We start from the raw sequence: 16,327 nt of genomic DNA, 5'->3' as shown, positions 1-16,327 counted from the left end.
ACAACTACCTTGACACGCGCCGGTTCTTGACGGTCAAAGGGAAACGTCCTTTGCTCTCGTAATCGATGTCGCTAACCACACGCGTTAGCGTCTGGTTCGAATGCTTCCAAGTCTGTTTGGTCTGCTTCACCAGACCGAACGTATTGCCCGTCCGGATGTAATCCGTCACAACACGGTAGCGGTCGCCGTCATCCCCCGTAGCATCGGGTTCGGTGGTCACTTTGCTAAGCAGGCCGTTAGGATCAAAGGCATAAGCAACTTTACGCGCCTCGCTAGTTTTCACACCCGCGACTGTACTTGATTGTGTCCGAGTAACCGAATCTGGCAATCCGATCAGCCACTTCGTTGCATTGTCTTGGTACGTGGTAGCGATCGTCGTAACGAACTCGTTGCCACCTCCACTACTCACAATTTTTTGGAGTTTAAGATTGCCATAGCTAGCTGCCGATGTTTCCTCATAGGTGTTCGTTGTCGTGACTGTCCCAAGCTCTTGGCCGTACCAATCTCTTCGCGTTATGGAGCTTTCGCCTACATACGGAAACACGGTGCGAGCGCCGTTTGCATACGTGATTGTCTGCGTCTTTAACGTATTCTTTTCTTCCGCCAATGCATTGGTAACGCGACTGGATACCCATTTCGTTTCAAGCTGCCCAATATGCGGCCAAATTTGCGAGTAAAGGCTGTCGGTTTGGATGCCATTTTCGACGTCCGTTGTGTACACCCTGCCAAAACCCAGAGCCCCACGACCTTGAAGGTTGATAGCTGGGGCAACGTACTGATAAGTGTAGCTTCGCGAAACGGACGCTCCATTGCCATGCGTCGAGCGCTTGACAAGCTTTCCACTGAAAGGCGACTGTGGTTGCGGATAGGATCTGTTGCTCGTCGACCGGTTATCGTAACCCTGCTCTTCATACACCACAGAGTCTACGGCCCCTAGACCGTTCGTGACGCGATGAATTCGGTCAAGCGCCTGACCTGCGGGCGCAACATCGACAGGCGCATACACTTCCCATCGCCCATCTTCCACCCAGACATTGTTAACATGTTTGCCTGAACGATACTTCACCAACTGCGGACGTCCTGTTCCCAGCAGATCCATGAAATAGAACTTATCTTCAGCCGTCACTTCGGGATCGATGTACTTGCCTAAAGGAAGGCCAGGACCCGCCCAATCCGTGCAAACCATGGACGTGTCAGACTTATCGGCTGCGGTCACATCGCCGGTAAGCCGGCACATTTGAAGCTGCCCCGATCGCGTCGCGATCCCGTCCACCATTGACTGTTTTTCGACCAGTATTCCTGGCATGCCATCGCCGACAAAGTTGCCAACGGAGTGAATCACGGAATAGCCCGTATCGCCCGGAGTCTCGGTGCGTGCGCCGCTGAATTTTCTGCGCACGTCGCAATCCAGTGAGCGGCCAGTGGACAAACAAACCGTAGTTTCAATTCGGTTGTACTTTATCCAGTCCTTGGTCTCGATATATCCAAATATGAGGCTGTTGTACCCCGAACCGTTAAAGTCAGCGGACAGACCGCCCCCCTGATATGGCCAATCAAACTGGTAATACGACGGGCACCATGCTCCTTGCACTGTGCAGGAGATCTCAGGATATACGTAGTCGGCGACCTGGGCGAGACTCTCCCCTGGCTTGCGGAACCCGGTAATTGCAACGCGCGGAGCAAGATTAGCCCAATACGGCTGTTGGATAGGATTCCCATTCTGATCGCGCTCAACATACATTGGCGCGGTCCACCGGGTATCATAAGGCTTACCCACGCCTGCGTAATCGACCATCTGCGTGAAGGCAACATAGTCTCGCTGAGTGAAGCTCGCCGAGTTTGGATCACTAAATGTACTATTAAGTACCCGTTTAGGGGGGGCCGAGTCTTCCACACAAGAACTGCCAGTGCAAAGGTAAGCTTTGCCATTTGCATTGATTGGCGTGTAGTGTGAGGGGCGACCATCGCCGATAACGTCCACTACGTAGGGCATTGCGCCGATTACGTTTTCGCCTTTGGCGGCCAAACTGCCATCGCAGTTGAAAACAAACTTTGAGACTCCCACCGAAAGCGTCTCAAGCCGAGCGAGCGGAGAAATACAAATCTTGGTCCCGCTTGGCGTTGCGACCAGAATATCGGGCGCGCCATTGCCGTCAAAATCGCCAACTTCAAGCACAGCAAATGGTTCATCCGTGCTCAGGCCATACATATACTTTACAAAGCCGCCATTTAGGGAGCCACTATTGTGGTAGTACGCGTACTCCTTAAACAATGTACCGGGGGCGATGGGATTTGCGACCGTTGCCATGTCAAATCCCGTCCCACTTGGCAACGGCGAGGCTTTGCGTTTCTCAAGAACGTCCGTCGCACCGTCGTTGCCAAAGTCCGCGAAGGCAAAATAGTCGGCATGGTTAAGTGAGGCAGGATAATTGAGCCTCTGGTTTGTTGTCAGGATCGGCGCCCCGGCCCAATTGCCAATGAACTCAAAACCAGGTGTTTTGGATGGATCAGGTTGTCCCCAATCGAATTCAGTTTTGGGCAGACAGGTCTCACGCGCGCATCCCTGAACCGACTTCAACAGGCTACGACCACTACTCTTGCTGGCGATATATTCCAAGTTATACCGGCGTACTTCATTCCATCCAGCCGGCACCAGCCCATTTGAGACAGGACCATCAAGGTTGTCACCAACATAGGTAACAATCCCGCTAAGGCGACTAACGAGGTCAATGCGAGTCTCATCCAGATAGCGCTTCCACTTATCTGTACGTGTGTCGTCGTAGCTGAAGTGAACGGCCGCGTGTGGTGTGTTGGGGCCCGAAGCGCCCATGCCGCCGTAACGAATGACGGACGGGCGGTGCTCACCGCGCGTCATGTTCTGGCTATATTCGAATTTGATGTAATTGCCGATTCTGTCTTCAATGCGGCCAATCGCCCAAGACTGCGCCCCCAGCTTACTTGCTGCATCGGGCTGTTTGCCGTTCACGCCGCTTTGCACAGGCTGCACGACAACTGCGACGGTAGCTGTACTGCCACCGTACGTCATGATTCGCCCGTCTTTCGTTTCAACCTTAAAAGTGCGAGCGCCAATGCTGCCGAATGCAGTCACCCGACTGAAAGTTTCGATCTCTGTCCGGTATTCAGCACCCTCCGACCAGTAGTTGTCGTCAGTTACCGCCTTGTTTACGAGGACCAGACGCTGACCGTCCAAGCAAAGACGATCAGAGGTCGTGAAGCTGACCCGATCATTAACGCCATCTTGAGCGATAGTTTTCGCGCAGCGCGTGATACTTGACAGCCCGCCGATAGACCAACCTACCCCGAGAAGGCCATTCTGAGTAGATCCACCATAGTTCAGCGATAGACTTGGCTGAAGACCTGCCGAACCAGGGGGCACAACAAGCGGGATGCTGTACGTTGCAGCGCCCCCGTTAGAGACTCCTAATTCACCCGGCAGAGTTCCACCGTCTGGATCATTCAGATGCGGTACCGAAAGGTTCGCAAGCGTGATTTGTCCCGGAGTGCCGGCTCCCCCACTCCCACTGCTGCCTCCTGTCCCGCCACTTGGTGGCGTTGTTGAAGTCCCCGAATCATCGTCTAGCAATAGGCTAAAAATGGCATTCATCGCCGCTTTCACGGCAGTTGGATCGGAGCTCGGAATTGTCGTATCCGCCGCGATCACAGGCAGCATTAACGTCGCACAAATAAGCGCAACAAAGGTTTTCTTCAACATTGGGTTTTAGGTTTTGTGAAGCGGTCGCTAGGGGCGATATAAGTTATAACCGTAGTGGCAAGTTATGGCTCAGTATTGTTCAAGTCGACTGTCATTCGTCGACAAATAGCGAACGAACTCTCGAACCCCAACCGGTGCAACCATCGGCTTCAATCCTCACGTATTTGCCAGCCAAAAGAGCGCCAAGAGCAGCGGCGTACACTTCCTTTCCGCCAGGTGACGAGAGTTCGAGCTTGTAGGTGTCTGTTTCGCAAGGGGCAGACAATTGGCTCACATAGATGTATACGACCGGACCAGCATCGTAGATGTAAGGACGCAGGCTTCGAATTTTCACAGCGGCGCCTGTTGGCTCCGCAAATGCACCAGCAGACGCAAGACTGAGTGCTACAGCAACTAGCAACGAACTTTTAGATTTAAACATCGGCGAATCGGTATAACGAGGTTTGAATGAAGCCCGAATTCTGGGCGTGCTGGGCTAGGCAATGAGCAGACTGTTCTATTTGATCAAAATAATGGACTGGATCTTGGTGCCCCATCCGGTGCAGCCACTATTTACCGCCTCAATGCGGACAGATTTATCCGTTACCAACGCGGTTAACGCAGCTGCGTACGCCTCTTTGGCGCCAATCCATGAGAGGTCGATCACGTAGCCCTGCGTTTCGCACGGCTGGTTAGCTTGGCTTACTTCAACATAGATATTTCCGCCGGCGGGCGTGTTATACGGGCGAAGGCTCACAATCTTCACGGGATCCCCGGTTGGCTCTGCAAGCGCGGATGCACCAAACATGCTCGCAAATCCCATGAGCGCTAACGACAACAGTTTCCTCTCCATCTTGTATCTCTTTGTAAGATCGCTGGGCTTTTTAGCTCTTCAAGCAACGAATGTGGACAAATGGCTAATTGTAACAAAATATATTCATTTTGGGCAACAAGCATTAGCGCAGACACATCGCAACTGGGCCACAGTGGCCGTGATTTCTAATGGCATCGTCTTACAGAACGGATCTTCTTTCAGAAGCGGTGCTCGCCAGGAATTCTGCAGGGTTAGAGCTATACGCCTGTTGTGTCTGGCCTACCGTAAAAGCGGGACCAGATGCCGGGACTGCACAGGGCGCAGCAGTCAGGCGAGCCTGCGAACTGGCTGATCCGGACAGCTCATAACCGCGGTATGGCCGATGGCGGAAAGCTTTGGGATCACACACGGCTGATGCCTCCCATCGAACCAATCGAACTACCGTCGTCTACTGGCTCGACGTCAAAGCACGGTAAGCGGCCAGCCCGACCACTCTAGGCAGTATCACTAAGACTGCGTAGAGTTCGGGAATGGCAGCAACGAATCGAACTGGCTGTTTGGGCACGTCGGGAGACGTAGCGCGCCGGCCGGCGCGCTACGAGCCAGCGAAGAGCCAGTTCTTCTTTCCAATGGCGATCGGGCGGATCGCGCTTTCGACGGCGTTACTGTCGATCGGGAAGGTGCCCAAGTCCACGTAGCACACCAGTGCCGGCCAGCGCTTGAGTACATGCTCAATGGCTTTGTGAGTGCCACTGCCAAGCGCTACCGCCGGTTGCATCGCCAGGAGCCAGGCATGCAGGTCTGCCAGTGCAGGCAGGGCCTGCAACCGGCCAAGCTGCAGCCATTCCTCGGGCATCAAGCTGACAGCCTGTCGTTCGATGGCGTACAGGGCATCGATCCGCTGCAGCGCATCGGCCGCCACTGGGCTGCCCATTGGCAGCGTGCAGGTCGAAAGATTTCCTCCGCACGTGCGGATGGGCGGCCCCTCATCGAGGCAGTTGAAGCGATAAGCCCACAAGCAGGCTTGCCGTGTGTTCCCTTGGCCGGGTTCGAGTTAGCGCACCACTGGCGTTTCATCGGCATGACGGCACGGGCGATGCCGCACCAACTGCGCCAGCCGGTCGCACAGCGGCCGCAGAGCCACGCCGACTTTGCCAAGCCATTCAGCCAGCGCAGAGCGCGCCAACGTCACGCCTTGGCGAGCCGCGATCTATTCCATCCGGTTCAGCGGCAAGGTAAGCGTCAACGCATTGCCGTCTTGAGGACCGCGCCACTTTAACCGATGATGTTCCCAACACCGCTGGGAAGCGGAGTTAAACGCCGGTGAGTTGGTCGGCGCAGTTCCAGGGCAGGAAGTCGTCAACCCGATTCACGGGATGGTCGGCGATATGGGCCAGCACGTAGCGCAGCCAGGCTTCGGGGTCGACACCGTTCAGCTTGGCCGTTCCGATCAGCCCATACATGGTGGCAGCGCGTTCGCCGCCACTGTCTGCACCTGCAAACAGGAAGGTGCGACGGCCCAGGGCCACGCCGCGCAGGGCCCGCTCGGCGGCGGAGTTGTCGATATCGATACGGCCATCGTCGCAGTAGCGCGTCAGCGCCGGCCATAGTTTGAGTGAGTAAAGGATGGCGGCCGCCGTATCGGACTTGCGCGATAGTGTTGCGAGCGTAGCGTGCAGCCAGCGCTCAAGATCGTCGAGCAGTGGCCTGGCATGCTGCTGACGAGCGCTGCACCGCTCGTCAGGTGGTTTGCCCCGTATGCTTTCTTCGATGGCATACAGTTCGCCGATCCGGCGAAGCGCTTCGGTGGTTAAGGGCGATGGCCGCGCTGCGTGCAGATCGTAGAACTTGCGGCGGGCATGAGCCCAGCATGCTGCTTCGAGTACCTGGCCGTTCTCGTACACGGCATTAAACCCTGCGTAGGCGTCCGCCTGCAGGATGCCGCAGAAGTTGGCCAGGTGCGTCTGCGGATGCTCGCCTTTGCGGTCCGGCGTGTAAGCAAACCACACGGCCGGAGGCGTACTGTCACCGCTTGCGCGATCATCGCGCACATAGGTCCAAAGACGCGCCGTGCGAGTCTTGCCGTTGCCGGGCGCCAGCACCGGCAGCGGCGTGTCGTCGGCGTGCAGCTTGGTGGCGGCAAACACGTGGCTGCGCAGCGCATCGACCAGCGGCCGCAGCAGGGCTCCAGCGGCGCCGACCCAGCTTGCCAACAAGGCGCGCTCCAGATCAAGGCCTTCACGTGCGTAGATAGTGCTTTGGCGATACAGCGGAATGTGGTCCGCAAACTTGGCGACCAATACATGTGCCAGCAAGCCAGGGCCGGCTAAGCCGCGCTCAATCGGACGACTGGCAGCCGGCGCCTGCACAATGGTGTCGCAGCAGGTGCATGCCAGCTTGGGGCGCACATGACGGATCACGCGGAAACTGGCAGGAACATATTCCAGCTGCTCCGACACGCTTTCGCCCAACTGCTTCAACTTGCCGCCGCAGTCTGGGCACGCCTCGCTGGCGGGCATTTGCACACGTTCCTCGCGTGGCAAGTGGGCTGGTAATGGCTTACGCTCAGCCTTCTTGCGCGGCGCCACTTCCACCGGTGCCTGTGCTTCCGCCACGGCGGCCTCGGCTTCCAGGTCTTCCAGTTGCAGTTCCAGTTGCTCGATCTGCGCGTCCAGCTTTTCCGAACGGCGACCGAACTGCATGCGTTTCAGTTTCGCCAGTACAAACTTCAAATGCTCAATCTCGGCGGTGCGCGTAGATAGTTCCGCGCTCAGGTGAGCCACCTTCGCTTCGCTCGCCAGCAACGCAGCGTCGCGTGCGAGCAGCATGGCTTTGAGCGCTTCGATATCGTTGGGCAGTTCGGCGGCGTTGAGCATGCGACCTAGTTTACGCAGATCGTGTCATGTTTACAAGGCCGATTGCGGCCGCCAGGTACGTTCCGGCCGGCGCCAGTCAATCCCTTCCAACAGCATCGACAACTGGGCTTGAGTCAGCGCGACACTGCCGCTGCTGGCTTGCGGCCAGATGAAGCGACCGCGCTCCAGGCGCTTCGCCAGTAAGCATAAGCCGTCGCCGGTCCACCAAAGCAGCTTGATCAAGTCGCCACGCCGGCCACGGAATACAAACACGTGGCCACTGAACGGGTCTTCTTCCAGGGCCGTCTGCACTTTCGCCGCCAAGCCGTTGAAACCGCTGCGCATGTCGGTGACGCCGGCTGCGAGCCAGACCTTCGTACCCGCTGGCAGGCCGATCATCGCAGCACACGCTCCAATACTTGAGCAAGCGTGGCGGCGTTGGCTTGGCCTTCGATGCGCAACCGCACACGTCCAATTTCAAGAGTGATTGTTCCAGTCGCCGCTTCTGATTCCGGCACCTGTTCCTGCGTCGCTACGACCACCGGCAGCAAATCGCTGGACTGCGCAGGCGCAGCTGCTACAAGCTGTCCTGCTTCGTACAGCTTCCGCCAAGTGAACACCTGGTTCGCATTGACGCCATGCTCACGCGCCAGTCGCGCCACCGAGACGCCGGGTTGCAAGGTCATTTCGACGAGCGCGCGCTTGAACTCCAAGGAATGCTGGCGATATTTGCCGCGTGGCCCGCGCTGAGCGACTGGTTGAAAATTTGTGTCCATGATCAAATTTGTGGGCACAAATGCTGTGCCAAAATTGGATCATGGCCGGGCGTGGTTAATGCGTCCAGACGGTGCTGGCAAGACGCTTACGCGGCAAGTGATCGGCGAATTTGCTGATCGCCACCCACGCCAAAAGGCCCGGCGCTGCCATGCCGCCGGCAATCAACGCTGGTTGGACGCTTACCCACACTCGGCTGATGTCCCCATCGAACCAATCGAACTTACCGTCGATAATTGGCTAGACATCAAAGCACACGCGGCACTGTTCCGCTTGGATTTCATGGACTTTTTGCGGCCGCGAATTTGGTCGGCTAACGGCCTTTTCCCAACTCTTCAGCGACCGGTCTCCGAGCGAAGTCTTTTGAAGTTTCGGCCTTGAGAGTCATGTGAGGCCGGATCTCATTGTAGTCCACGCGCCAGGTCTCCACGACCGCTTGAACCTCGGCCAGGGAACTGAACCAATGGACGTTCAAGCAGTCTAACCGCATATTGCTTCTACCCTCGATAGAAGGTCTGTTCAGAAATGCCGAGTTCCGGACGATATCGCCGACCGACATACCCAAGTCGGCTTGCCCAGAACGGCTATTTGTTCCGCAGGAGAATGTTTTCGCTTCATGCTCATCCTCCATCGCTAAGGAATTATTGACCAAAAAACTCGCGTTCAAAAGCGTCTAACTTTACCAAAGCAGATCAGTAGCAGGCCCTAGCGTTCAAATACCCAGTCAGGAAACGCGTCATTCTCTGCATAAAACAAAAGCAGCGCAGACCGCTCTTCTACTGTTGGCGGTTTATCGCCAAAGACTTCCAGAGCCTCCTTGGCTGTAATGACCTCTAGAAAGTAACTCAATCCGATCGACCGAATTGATTCGGGAACCCTACATTCCGAATCCAAATGACCAATCTCAGCTCGGGCTGAATGATTCCAAGGCTTTTCGGCAAAGATGACCTCGTCATCACCGAGCTCTTCAAAATTCTCCAGGATTTCTCCCAAGTTCATTTCATTCTCCTAATATAGGTCACCCCAAAGCTTGAATCCACCTTGTTGTCCGGGGTGAAGTAACCACTGCCAAGAGCTCCCCTGATGCTGCGGCCTTGGCACAAGCTGCATCAACCCCGGTTGATCGGGAACATGATGCCAAGACCATCCGGCCGGACTTTGATCCAGGCGTGATGGAAGCGCGACCCCTAATTTTTCCATCATTTCGGCAAACTTTGCATCCTTCGCCATCTCCGCTTTCAAGGTCTTGTTAGCATCGGTGAAATGAGATCCGCGAGTGCCAGCTCCTTTCATTGCAATTTGAGCCTCGAAGGCGACAGAGTATGCGACCGCTTTCGTACACGTGCAATTATGTACGAAGGCCCGTTGCTTGCCCGCAAAGTAAGTATGGAAATCGGCAACCGTGAAGTTATAGGTTTTGTCGAGGCGATCTAGGCTTCGAAGCGATTGCACAGTGAGCGGTTCCCCTTTTAGATCAACCAACTCCATGCCAGCCTCAAGCTTTGCTGCGTCTACCCAGCCCTTCCCCCCCACCCAGAAGGGGTGATTGTCAGTTACCTCAAGACGTTCTTCCACACCAGATTTCGAAAGGGTTACCAGTTCATACAACAGTTTTTGCTCGGTAACTATCAGCTCGGTCACAGGCTTCAGCTCAGTTTCACCGTTCTCTGCATTTCGTGCAAATACTAACTGCCCAACTTTAACAGTCTCGATAGGGACTTCGCCATCTACAGTCATAATAGGCGTACCAGCTGCGAAGCAGCAGTTGCAAACCTTAGCAGCACGGCGCGCCATTTTTGCGGCGGCGGCAGCTCCGTCACCCGGTCCTGGCGTCAACGTTGCAAGGATACTTACCGCACCGAGTCCAAGATCCCAACCATCTGATTTTCCAAACGGATACTCAATCGCGGTCAGCCCCAAGTCAATTAGGTCGGCTCCGACACCGAAGAGCGGAATTGCTCCCGCGCCGCTAAGACCGATATGCGCCCATTTGCTGAAACGATCATAAGAAGACGATTCTTTGCTTTCCGTGCCTCCGCCTGCTGAAACACCATTAAGACTCACACCTCCCAGCTTTGCATTTGCCTGCCGCTTTGCTGCCGGGCCGAAAGTGCCAACATGGTGGAATACGTTCATGCCTCCTTCACCAGTTCCCATCGAGAGATGGTCAGTGAAAGCCCCCATTGGCTGTCCATAAATCGTCGTTTCACTCCCCGGGGCCGGAACGTGTACCGTTGGCATTGGATCACACGAATTGCCGTTAGCCTGGTCTCCGCAGCCAGTGAAACCCGTCGGATCGATCCGATTGGTCGGATTATTCATCACATAGCTATAACGGTTAAAGGACTGCCCATTCAAAGGATCTTCAACAAACGGGTCCGCCGAAAGGAACCGCCCCACGACCGGATCATAAATGCGTCCGTTCATGTGAACGAGATCCAACTGCTCCAGCATTTCATGGCCGGTGTAACCGCTATTGTCCGGAATTCCATCCAATGCGATTGGGAGTCCGCTCGCGTTCAAGCGACGCCACTTGCCCCAGACATCGTAAGACATACGTTCTTTCACGTTGCCAACTTCGTCAGTAAGCGCGACGACACTGCCCAAATGATCCACGTGAGACCAGCGCAATTCTGTTGGCCCGCCGGATCGATCAATCTCCAAACCAATACCATTCGGCCAATACGTCTTCACCGAAACTGTGCTGCCCAGAGTCACGACTTCCTGTGGCCCCGCATAGACAATCTGCGTTCCATCACCGCGATCCTGCCTCACCCGCTGATGTTCTGGTCCGTAAACAAACTCGCTCGTGCCACTAGCATTGCTAATGCTCTTTGGCATATCGAAGCTTGTCCACACAGCAGTCCGCCCAGCCCCATTCACCAGGTTACCGTTGTCGTCGTAATTGAAATCGCCAATGCCAGTGATGTTCCTCACTGCGTGAGGACGCACCACACCGGATCCTGGAGTTGGATATGTATATGAACCGACACCCGTCCTACTCGAAATGCCGCCGTCATCGTTATAGCCATATACCTGTTCCACTGAGAGCACTTTGCTGCTCGACACGCGATTCAGGCGGTCGTAACCAAAATCCTCGCTAAAGCCAGCGGTTTCCCAATACTGGGTGCGCTTAGTCACGTTGCGCAGCTTGTCGTACTCGTACCCGACTTCGACCCGGCGTACTCCTGCGGAACTAGCTTGAATCGAGGTCAGCGTGTCATTGCCGGCGTTATAGACTTTGGTCTGCAACAAGCCATTCCCAAGCAATGCGGCTGTCACGCGATTCGAAGCATCTTGTTTGGTTGCCTTCCACAATACGAGATTGCCTCGTTCGATTCGCTCAAGGTAGCCCATAGCGTTGAAGCGCAGATCGAAGCGTTTTGCGGCCTCATCATTGCGTCGATATACCTGTGCACTTAGACGGTTCCAAGCATCATATTCATTCGTTTGCTTATAAACGCCGTCGGTTAATTTCTGCGTTACTTGCTTTGGACGGCCGAGACTGTAGTACTCGTGCACGCGGCTGTAATCTTTTTTCAGCGGCGTACCAGTGTAGGCCTCAGCCAACAGACCTGTCCCGTTCGCCGCAGTGTCGTAGATCCAATGGCTTTCCAAATCCGGTTCATACCTTGCAGTCATGCGCCCCAAAGGATCGTATTCACTGCGAGTGAACTGACCTGCCGCACGTTGGTTCGGGGAGACCTGCTTCCACACGCGACCGAGCGGATCATTGTCAAAATGGGTCCAACCCAGGTCCGGATCACGCAAGTCTGTCTTACGACCCATACGGTCGTAGGAAACTGTCGTCACGTTTCCATTTGGATCGGTAGTTCTGGTCAAGTTGCCGAACGGGTCGTAGCTGTAGGTTGTTGCCTTACCATTTGCATCGATGACGAATCGCACCTGCCCCACCGCATCCTTTTCAATGATCCGCTGGTAACCCTTGGCATTGGTTTCTACGGTCCTGTACCCGCTGTACTCAGTTTTAGTTTCCGATTCGCCTCCGGAAATGACCGAGGTGACACGGCCAAGCCCATCGTATGCAAACAGCACGTCCGAATAGCGCGGCTGGCCCAGGTATGCCGGTTTGAAGCTTTCTCGCAGACGACCTTGGCTGTCATATTCTTTATCGGCTCGAATACGAGTAGCGTCAAATCCCCACGTCTCAGTCGTCAATACGCGGCCTTGCGAATCCGAATATACCAACACGGGTACTTCGGTCCTGGAGGTTCCGCTGTAGACTTCTGTAACTTGTACGACTCTCGCCCCACCAGGGCAGTCGCCGATACAGCGTTTGAAGTAATTCAAAGTCTGCATCCGCACGCCATCGACTTCTTGAATTGCCGATTCAACACGGCCGAATCCATCAACGCCCCACGTAGTGGCGACGCCATTCGGACCATTCAGGCCGATCTTTACCCCGGTACCTTCGTCGTAGCTATAGCTTTCCTGGTGACCCAGCGCGTTCTTTACAGTCGAAGGGAATCGCCCACGGCTATCGTAGGTCGTATCGCTGACTGTACGCGTCAGCATCTGGCCCGAATCTTTGTCCTTCCAGGTTTGCCTCTTCTCCTTAACCAGGCCGAACGTGTTTCCAGCACGGATGTAGTCCGTTTCCACGCGATAAAGGTCACGTTCCTCGCCTGTAGCATCGGGTTCGACGATCTCCTTGCTGACCTGTCCGTTGGCGTCATAGGCAAAGGCCACCTTTCGGGTCAAACTCGACTGGGTGTCGTATTGTGTTTTGGTCACCGATACTGGTAGACCAATCATCCAGTTAGTTGCGTTGTCTTGGAAAACAGTGTCAACCAGGGTAACGAACCTATTGCCGGCCCCTTCCCTCACTGTCTCTTGGCGCTTCAAATTGCCATAGATCGCACTTGGTGCGTCCTCAAAGGTATTAGTCGTCGTGCGCGTGCCAAGGTCAGCGCAGTTCCAATCACGAAGCTGGGTCACTTCCTGCAGCAAATAAGGGAACAGGGTTGACACACCGTTAGCTTGAACGATTGACTGAGCACGAATCGAGTTAGTTTTATTGCTCAGAGCGCAGCCTTTATTCTCCACACGTTCAGAGGTCAACTGGCCGACGAAAGGCCAAACTTGACTATATTCCCTCGTAGTTACGATGTCGTTTTCTACGTCCGTGGATATAATTTTTCCAAAGCCAGCGGAGCCACGGCCATGCATGTTTGTTGCGGCATCTTGATAAGCATAGGTTGCAGTACGCGAAATCCCCGCTCCGTTGCTATGAACAAGACGATTGACGATTTTTCCAACCGTTGGAGTACGCTGCAGTGGATAGCCATAGACACGGTTTGATTGGCTCGCCGCCCCCTGTTCCGTATATTCCACGGTCGACACTGCCCCGAAGCCATTTGTAACGCGATGTATACGGTCCAGTGCTTGCCCCGATACGGCAACGTCAACTGGCGCGTAGACCTCCCAACGGCCATCCTCCGCCCAAGTACCATTAACAAATTTCCCTGAGCGATACTTCACCAGTTGCGTGCGCCCAGTCCCAAGCAAGTCCATAAAGTAGAACTCGTCGCCAGCGCTCAATCCGTAACTCAGACTTCTTAATGCTGGCCCCGCCCAGTCCAAGCAGGTCATAGCTGCATCGGATTTATCGGCCGAGGTCGCGTCTCCGATAATCCGGCACATTTGAAGCTGCCCGGTCAGTGCAGGCACCGATGTCGCATACGAATACTTTTCGACCAAGATCGACGGCGCTCCGTCTCCTATAAAGTTGCCTACTGCCTGGATCCGCGAGTAGCCTGTATCTCCAGCCGCATCAGAGCGCGCGCCGCTGAATTTTCTACGCACGTCACAGTCGAGGGCGCGTCCTGTCGAAAGACATACTGTAGTTTCCAGTTTTCTGAAACGTGGACCTGGGGCTTGGCTGTGCTCGAGATAGCCGAAGATTAGACCGTTGTAACCGGAACCGTTGAAATCAGCGGCCGAGCCGGCGCTTTGGAACGGCCCCTCAAACGTATACCAAGTACAGGCGGTGATAGTGATCGTGCACGGGATCTCCGGGTATTTGTAATCCGCTACCGTTGTCATGCGTTCACCAGGCTTACGGAACCCGTCAATGCCAATCCAAGGTTGCGAGTTTACCCAATAAGGGTCCATGGCTCCGAACTCAGGATCATATGGCTGGACGAAATACGGACTACTCCAACGCGTGTCATATGGTTTGCCCACACCGGAATAGTCAACCATCTGAGCAAAGTCCATGTAATTGCGCGTCGCGTAACCCCACAAATTTCGGTCCGCTTGCCAGTTGCTCAGAACACGGTACGGCGGATCAGCATCTTGAATGCAGGAATTGCCCGAGCACAGATAGGCTTTTCCTGAGTTATCCATCTGCGTGTAGTGTGCCGAACGACCATCACCTGCGACATCAACCACGTACGGCGATCCGTTAGAAGTATTCTCTCCCTTCGCCGCCAATCCACTATTGCAATTGAACGTAATAAAAGACCCTGCCCGTAGCGCAGCAGGATTTGCTAAAGGCGACAAACAAATCTTCGTCTCGCTGGAAGTTCGTGCCAGAAGATCCAAAGCGCCATCACCATCGAAATCGCCCACTTCGAGCACAACAAAGCGCTCGCCGGTGTTGAGGCCATAACTGTATTTGACAAAGCCAGAGTTCGCCTGACCGGTATTATGATAATAAGCGTACGAGCTATACAGAGTCCCGGGAGGAATTGGGTTACCATAATTGGACACGTCGTCGGTATCCTGCGGTGATGCTTTGCGCTTCTCAAGAACATCAGTAAAGCCGTCGCTTTCGAAGTCGCTGAACGCGAAATAATCGGCATGGTGGGTCGACCATTTATCCGCAGTTGGATTAAAGGTTGTCAGCACCGGCGCGCCAGCCCAGTTACCTATGTAGGTGAACCCTGCAGCTTTTGAAGGATCCGGCTGGCCCCATGCAAATTCAGTCTTCGGCAGACACTTTCCACGCGCGCATGCCTCGACCGATTTCAGCAGACTGCGACCGCTGCTCTGGCTGGCTTCGTAAGCGAGGTTATAGCGGCGAACTTCGCGCCAACCCGATGGAACCAAGTTGTTGGATACTGCACCATCAAGGTTGTCGCCGACGTAGGTGATTATTCCATTCAGCCGGCTGACCAGGTCGATTCGAGTCTCGTCCAGATAGCGCTTCCATTTATCTATGCGCGAGTTGTCGTAGCTAAAATGTACGGCTGCGTGAGGGGCGTTTACGCCCGATGCCCCCATGCCGCCATACCGAATCACGGATGGACGATGCTCACCACGTGTCATATCCTGGGTGTATTCGAATCGAATGTAATTGCCGACGCGGTCTTGGACCCGCCCTATCGCCCACGATTGAGCACCCAACTTACTCGCGGCGTCAGGCTGTTTGCCATCTGCCCCGCTTTGAACGGGCTGAACAACGACCGCGACTGTAGCTGTGCCGCCGCCATAAGTCATAATCCTGCCATCTTTGGATTCGAGCTTAAAGGTACGTGCGGCGATGCCGCCAAGTGCAGTAATTCGGCTGAACGACTCTAATTCGGTTCGGTATTCGGCACCTTCTGCCCAATAATTCTCATCTGTGAGCGCCCTGTTCGCCAGGATCAAGCGCTGACCATCCAGGCACAGCCGGTCCGCAGTGGTAAAGCCAATGCGCTCGTTAACGCCATCCTGGGCGATGGTCTTCCCACAGCGGTGAATACTTGACAATCCGCCCAACGTCCAACCAACACCCAGCAGGCCGTTCTGAGTCGAACCGTTATAGTTCAACGACAGACTTGGTTGTAGACTCGCAGTGCCAGGTGGCACAACTAGAGGAATGCTATAGGTCGCAGTGCCAGAGTTAGAAACACCAAGCTCTCCCGGCAAAGTGCCGGCATCCGGGTCATTCAAGTGCGGTGTCGTAAAATTGGCCAGCGTAACCTGACCCGGCGTACTCGTTCCGCCACTGCCGCTTCCACCCGTTCCACCGCTTGGTGGCGTAGTTGAAGTTCCTGAGTCATCGTCCAGCAATAAGCTGAAGATCGCATTCATCGCCGCTTTCACGGCGTTTGGATCAGGGTTCGGAGCCGTAGTGTCTGCCGCGATCGCGGGCAGCATCAACGTTGCGCACATGAACGCAATAAAAGTCTTCTTCAACATTGTTTCTAAGGAGGATTTGAAGCG

The 16,327-nt window shown here is 55.0% G+C and carries 12 protein-coding genes and 1 pseudogene; 1 reads left to right on the top strand and 12 read right to left on the bottom strand.

Annotated features, from left to right (window positions below; genetic code table 11):
* Nucleotides 1-4: 4 nt before the first annotated feature.
* The 8 genes from ACN9MU_RS15250 to tnpA all read right to left on the bottom strand — a co-directional run bounded on the left by ACN9MU_RS15250 (nt 5) and on the right by tnpA (nt 8,157).
* Nucleotides 5-3,733, bottom strand: coding sequence for a toxin TcdB middle/N-terminal domain-containing protein (locus ACN9MU_RS15250; RefSeq protein ID WP_426344817.1), 3,729 nt, complete (start codon nt 3,731-3,733; stop codon nt 5-7).
* A gap of 91 nt (nt 3,734-3,824) precedes the next feature.
* Nucleotides 3,825-4,154 carry a hypothetical protein gene (locus ACN9MU_RS15245; protein WP_426344816.1) on the bottom strand — a complete coding sequence of 110 codons (330 nt, stop codon included), beginning with the start codon at nt 4,152-4,154 and terminating at the stop codon, nt 3,825-3,827.
* A 75-nt stretch (nt 4,155-4,229) separates the two neighbouring features.
* Nucleotides 4,230-4,565: a hypothetical protein gene (locus ACN9MU_RS15240; RefSeq protein WP_426323393.1), complete on the bottom strand. Its 336-nt coding sequence runs from the start codon at nt 4,563-4,565 to the stop codon at nt 4,230-4,232.
* 556 nt (nt 4,566-5,121) lie between these two features.
* The gene (locus tag ACN9MU_RS15235; protein WP_426323391.1) at nt 5,122-5,460 is read right to left on the bottom strand and encodes an IS66 family transposase; all 339 of its coding nucleotides are present in this window, start codon (nt 5,458-5,460) and stop codon (nt 5,122-5,124) included.
* Between the two features lie 120 nt (nt 5,461-5,580).
* The gene (locus tag ACN9MU_RS15230) at nt 5,581-5,718 is read right to left on the bottom strand and encodes an IS66 family transposase (protein ID WP_426344815.1); all 138 of its coding nucleotides are present in this window, start codon (nt 5,716-5,718) and stop codon (nt 5,581-5,583) included.
* Nucleotides 5,719-5,839: 121 nt separating this feature from the next.
* Nucleotides 5,840-7,402, bottom strand: coding sequence for an IS66 family transposase (gene tnpC / locus ACN9MU_RS15225; protein WP_426344814.1), 1,563 nt, complete (start codon nt 7,400-7,402; stop codon nt 5,840-5,842).
* Between the two features lie 30 nt (nt 7,403-7,432).
* The gene (tnpB, locus tag ACN9MU_RS15220) at nt 7,433-7,780 is read right to left on the bottom strand and encodes an IS66 family insertion sequence element accessory protein TnpB (protein WP_426344185.1); all 348 of its coding nucleotides are present in this window, start codon (nt 7,778-7,780) and stop codon (nt 7,433-7,435) included.
* Nucleotides 7,777-8,157 carry an IS66-like element accessory protein TnpA gene (gene tnpA / locus ACN9MU_RS15215; RefSeq protein WP_426344813.1) on the bottom strand — a complete coding sequence of 127 codons (381 nt, stop codon included), beginning with the start codon at nt 8,155-8,157 and terminating at the stop codon, nt 7,777-7,779. Before tnpA ends, tnpB begins: the two co-directional genes overlap by 4 nt.
* On the opposite strand from tnpA, the gene ACN9MU_RS15210 reads away from it, so the two are divergent.
* Nucleotides 8,156-8,536 (top strand): hypothetical protein, encoded by a 381-nt coding sequence (locus ACN9MU_RS15210; RefSeq protein ID WP_426344915.1) that lies wholly within the window; start codon nt 8,156-8,158, stop codon nt 8,534-8,536. The genes tnpA and ACN9MU_RS15210 overlap by 2 nt on opposite strands.
* Here ACN9MU_RS15210 and ACN9MU_RS15205 read toward each other — a convergent pair.
* The 4 genes and pseudogenes from ACN9MU_RS15205 to ACN9MU_RS15190 all read right to left on the bottom strand — a co-directional run bounded on the left by ACN9MU_RS15205 (nt 8,469) and on the right by ACN9MU_RS15190 (nt 16,303).
* Nucleotides 8,469-8,645, bottom strand: coding sequence for an integrase core domain-containing protein (locus ACN9MU_RS15205; protein ID WP_426323389.1), 177 nt, complete (start codon nt 8,643-8,645; stop codon nt 8,469-8,471). The two genes, ACN9MU_RS15210 and ACN9MU_RS15205, sit on opposite strands and share 68 nt — an antisense overlap.
* 13 nt (nt 8,646-8,658) lie before the next feature.
* A pseudogene (locus ACN9MU_RS15200) lies at nt 8,659-8,773 on the bottom strand (IS3-like element ISBcen22 family transposase); the annotation flags it as partial.
* Nucleotides 8,774-8,860: 87 nt separating this feature from the next.
* Nucleotides 8,861-9,154: a hypothetical protein gene (locus tag ACN9MU_RS15195; RefSeq protein ID WP_426323387.1), complete on the bottom strand. Its 294-nt coding sequence runs from the start codon at nt 9,152-9,154 to the stop codon at nt 8,861-8,863.
* Nucleotides 9,155-9,163: 9 nt separating this feature from the next.
* On the bottom strand, nt 9,164-16,303 hold the full coding sequence (locus tag ACN9MU_RS15190; protein ID WP_426344812.1) for a polymorphic toxin-type HINT domain-containing protein: 7,140 nt from the start codon (nt 16,301-16,303) through the stop codon (nt 9,164-9,166).
* Nucleotides 16,304-16,327 lie beyond the last annotated feature (24 nt).

The sequence above is a fragment of the Pseudoduganella sp. R-32 genome (assembly GCF_049913245.1).
In the GTDB taxonomy this organism is placed as follows: domain Bacteria; phylum Pseudomonadota; class Gammaproteobacteria; order Burkholderiales; family Burkholderiaceae_D; genus Rugamonas.
The sequence above is the reverse complement of the archived record's forward strand: the minus strand, read 5'-3'. Positions and strand labels throughout refer to the sequence as shown.

What these genes read in the sequence shown, in the direction of transcription:
- ACN9MU_RS15250 (WP_426344817.1), bottom strand. Translation starts at nt 3,733, where the DNA reads ATGTTGAAGAAAACCTTTGTTGCGCTTATTTGTGCGACGTTAATGCTG.
- ACN9MU_RS15245 (WP_426344816.1), bottom strand. Translation starts at nt 4,154, where the DNA reads ATGTTTAAATCTAAAAGTTCGTTGCTAGTTGCTGTAGCACTCAGTCTT.
- ACN9MU_RS15240 (WP_426323393.1), bottom strand. Translation starts at nt 4,565, where the DNA reads ATGGAGAGGAAACTGTTGTCGTTAGCGCTCATGGGATTTGCGAGCATG.
- ACN9MU_RS15235 (WP_426323391.1), bottom strand. Translation starts at nt 5,460, where the DNA reads ATGGGCAGCCCAGTGGCGGCCGATGCGCTGCAGCGGATCGATGCCCTG.
- tnpC (WP_426344814.1), bottom strand. Translation starts at nt 7,402, where the DNA reads ATGCTCAACGCCGCCGAACTGCCCAACGATATCGAAGCGCTCAAAGCC.
- tnpB (WP_426344185.1), bottom strand. Translation starts at nt 7,780, where the DNA reads ATGATCGGCCTGCCAGCGGGTACGAAGGTCTGGCTCGCAGCCGGCGTC.
- ACN9MU_RS15210 (WP_426344915.1), top strand. Translation starts at nt 8,156, where the DNA reads ATGATCAAATTTGTGGGCACAAATGCTGTGCCAAAATTGGATCATGGC.
- tnpA (WP_426344813.1), bottom strand. Translation starts at nt 8,157, where the DNA reads ATGGACACAAATTTTCAACCAGTCGCTCAGCGCGGGCCACGCGGCAAA.
- ACN9MU_RS15205 (WP_426323389.1), bottom strand. Translation starts at nt 8,645, where the DNA reads ATGCGGTTAGACTGCTTGAACGTCCATTGGTTCAGTTCCCTGGCCGAG.
- ACN9MU_RS15195 (WP_426323387.1), bottom strand. Translation starts at nt 9,154, where the DNA reads ATGAACTTGGGAGAAATCCTGGAGAATTTTGAAGAGCTCGGTGATGAC.
- ACN9MU_RS15190 (WP_426344812.1), bottom strand. Translation starts at nt 16,303, where the DNA reads ATGTTGAAGAAGACTTTTATTGCGTTCATGTGCGCAACGTTGATGCTG.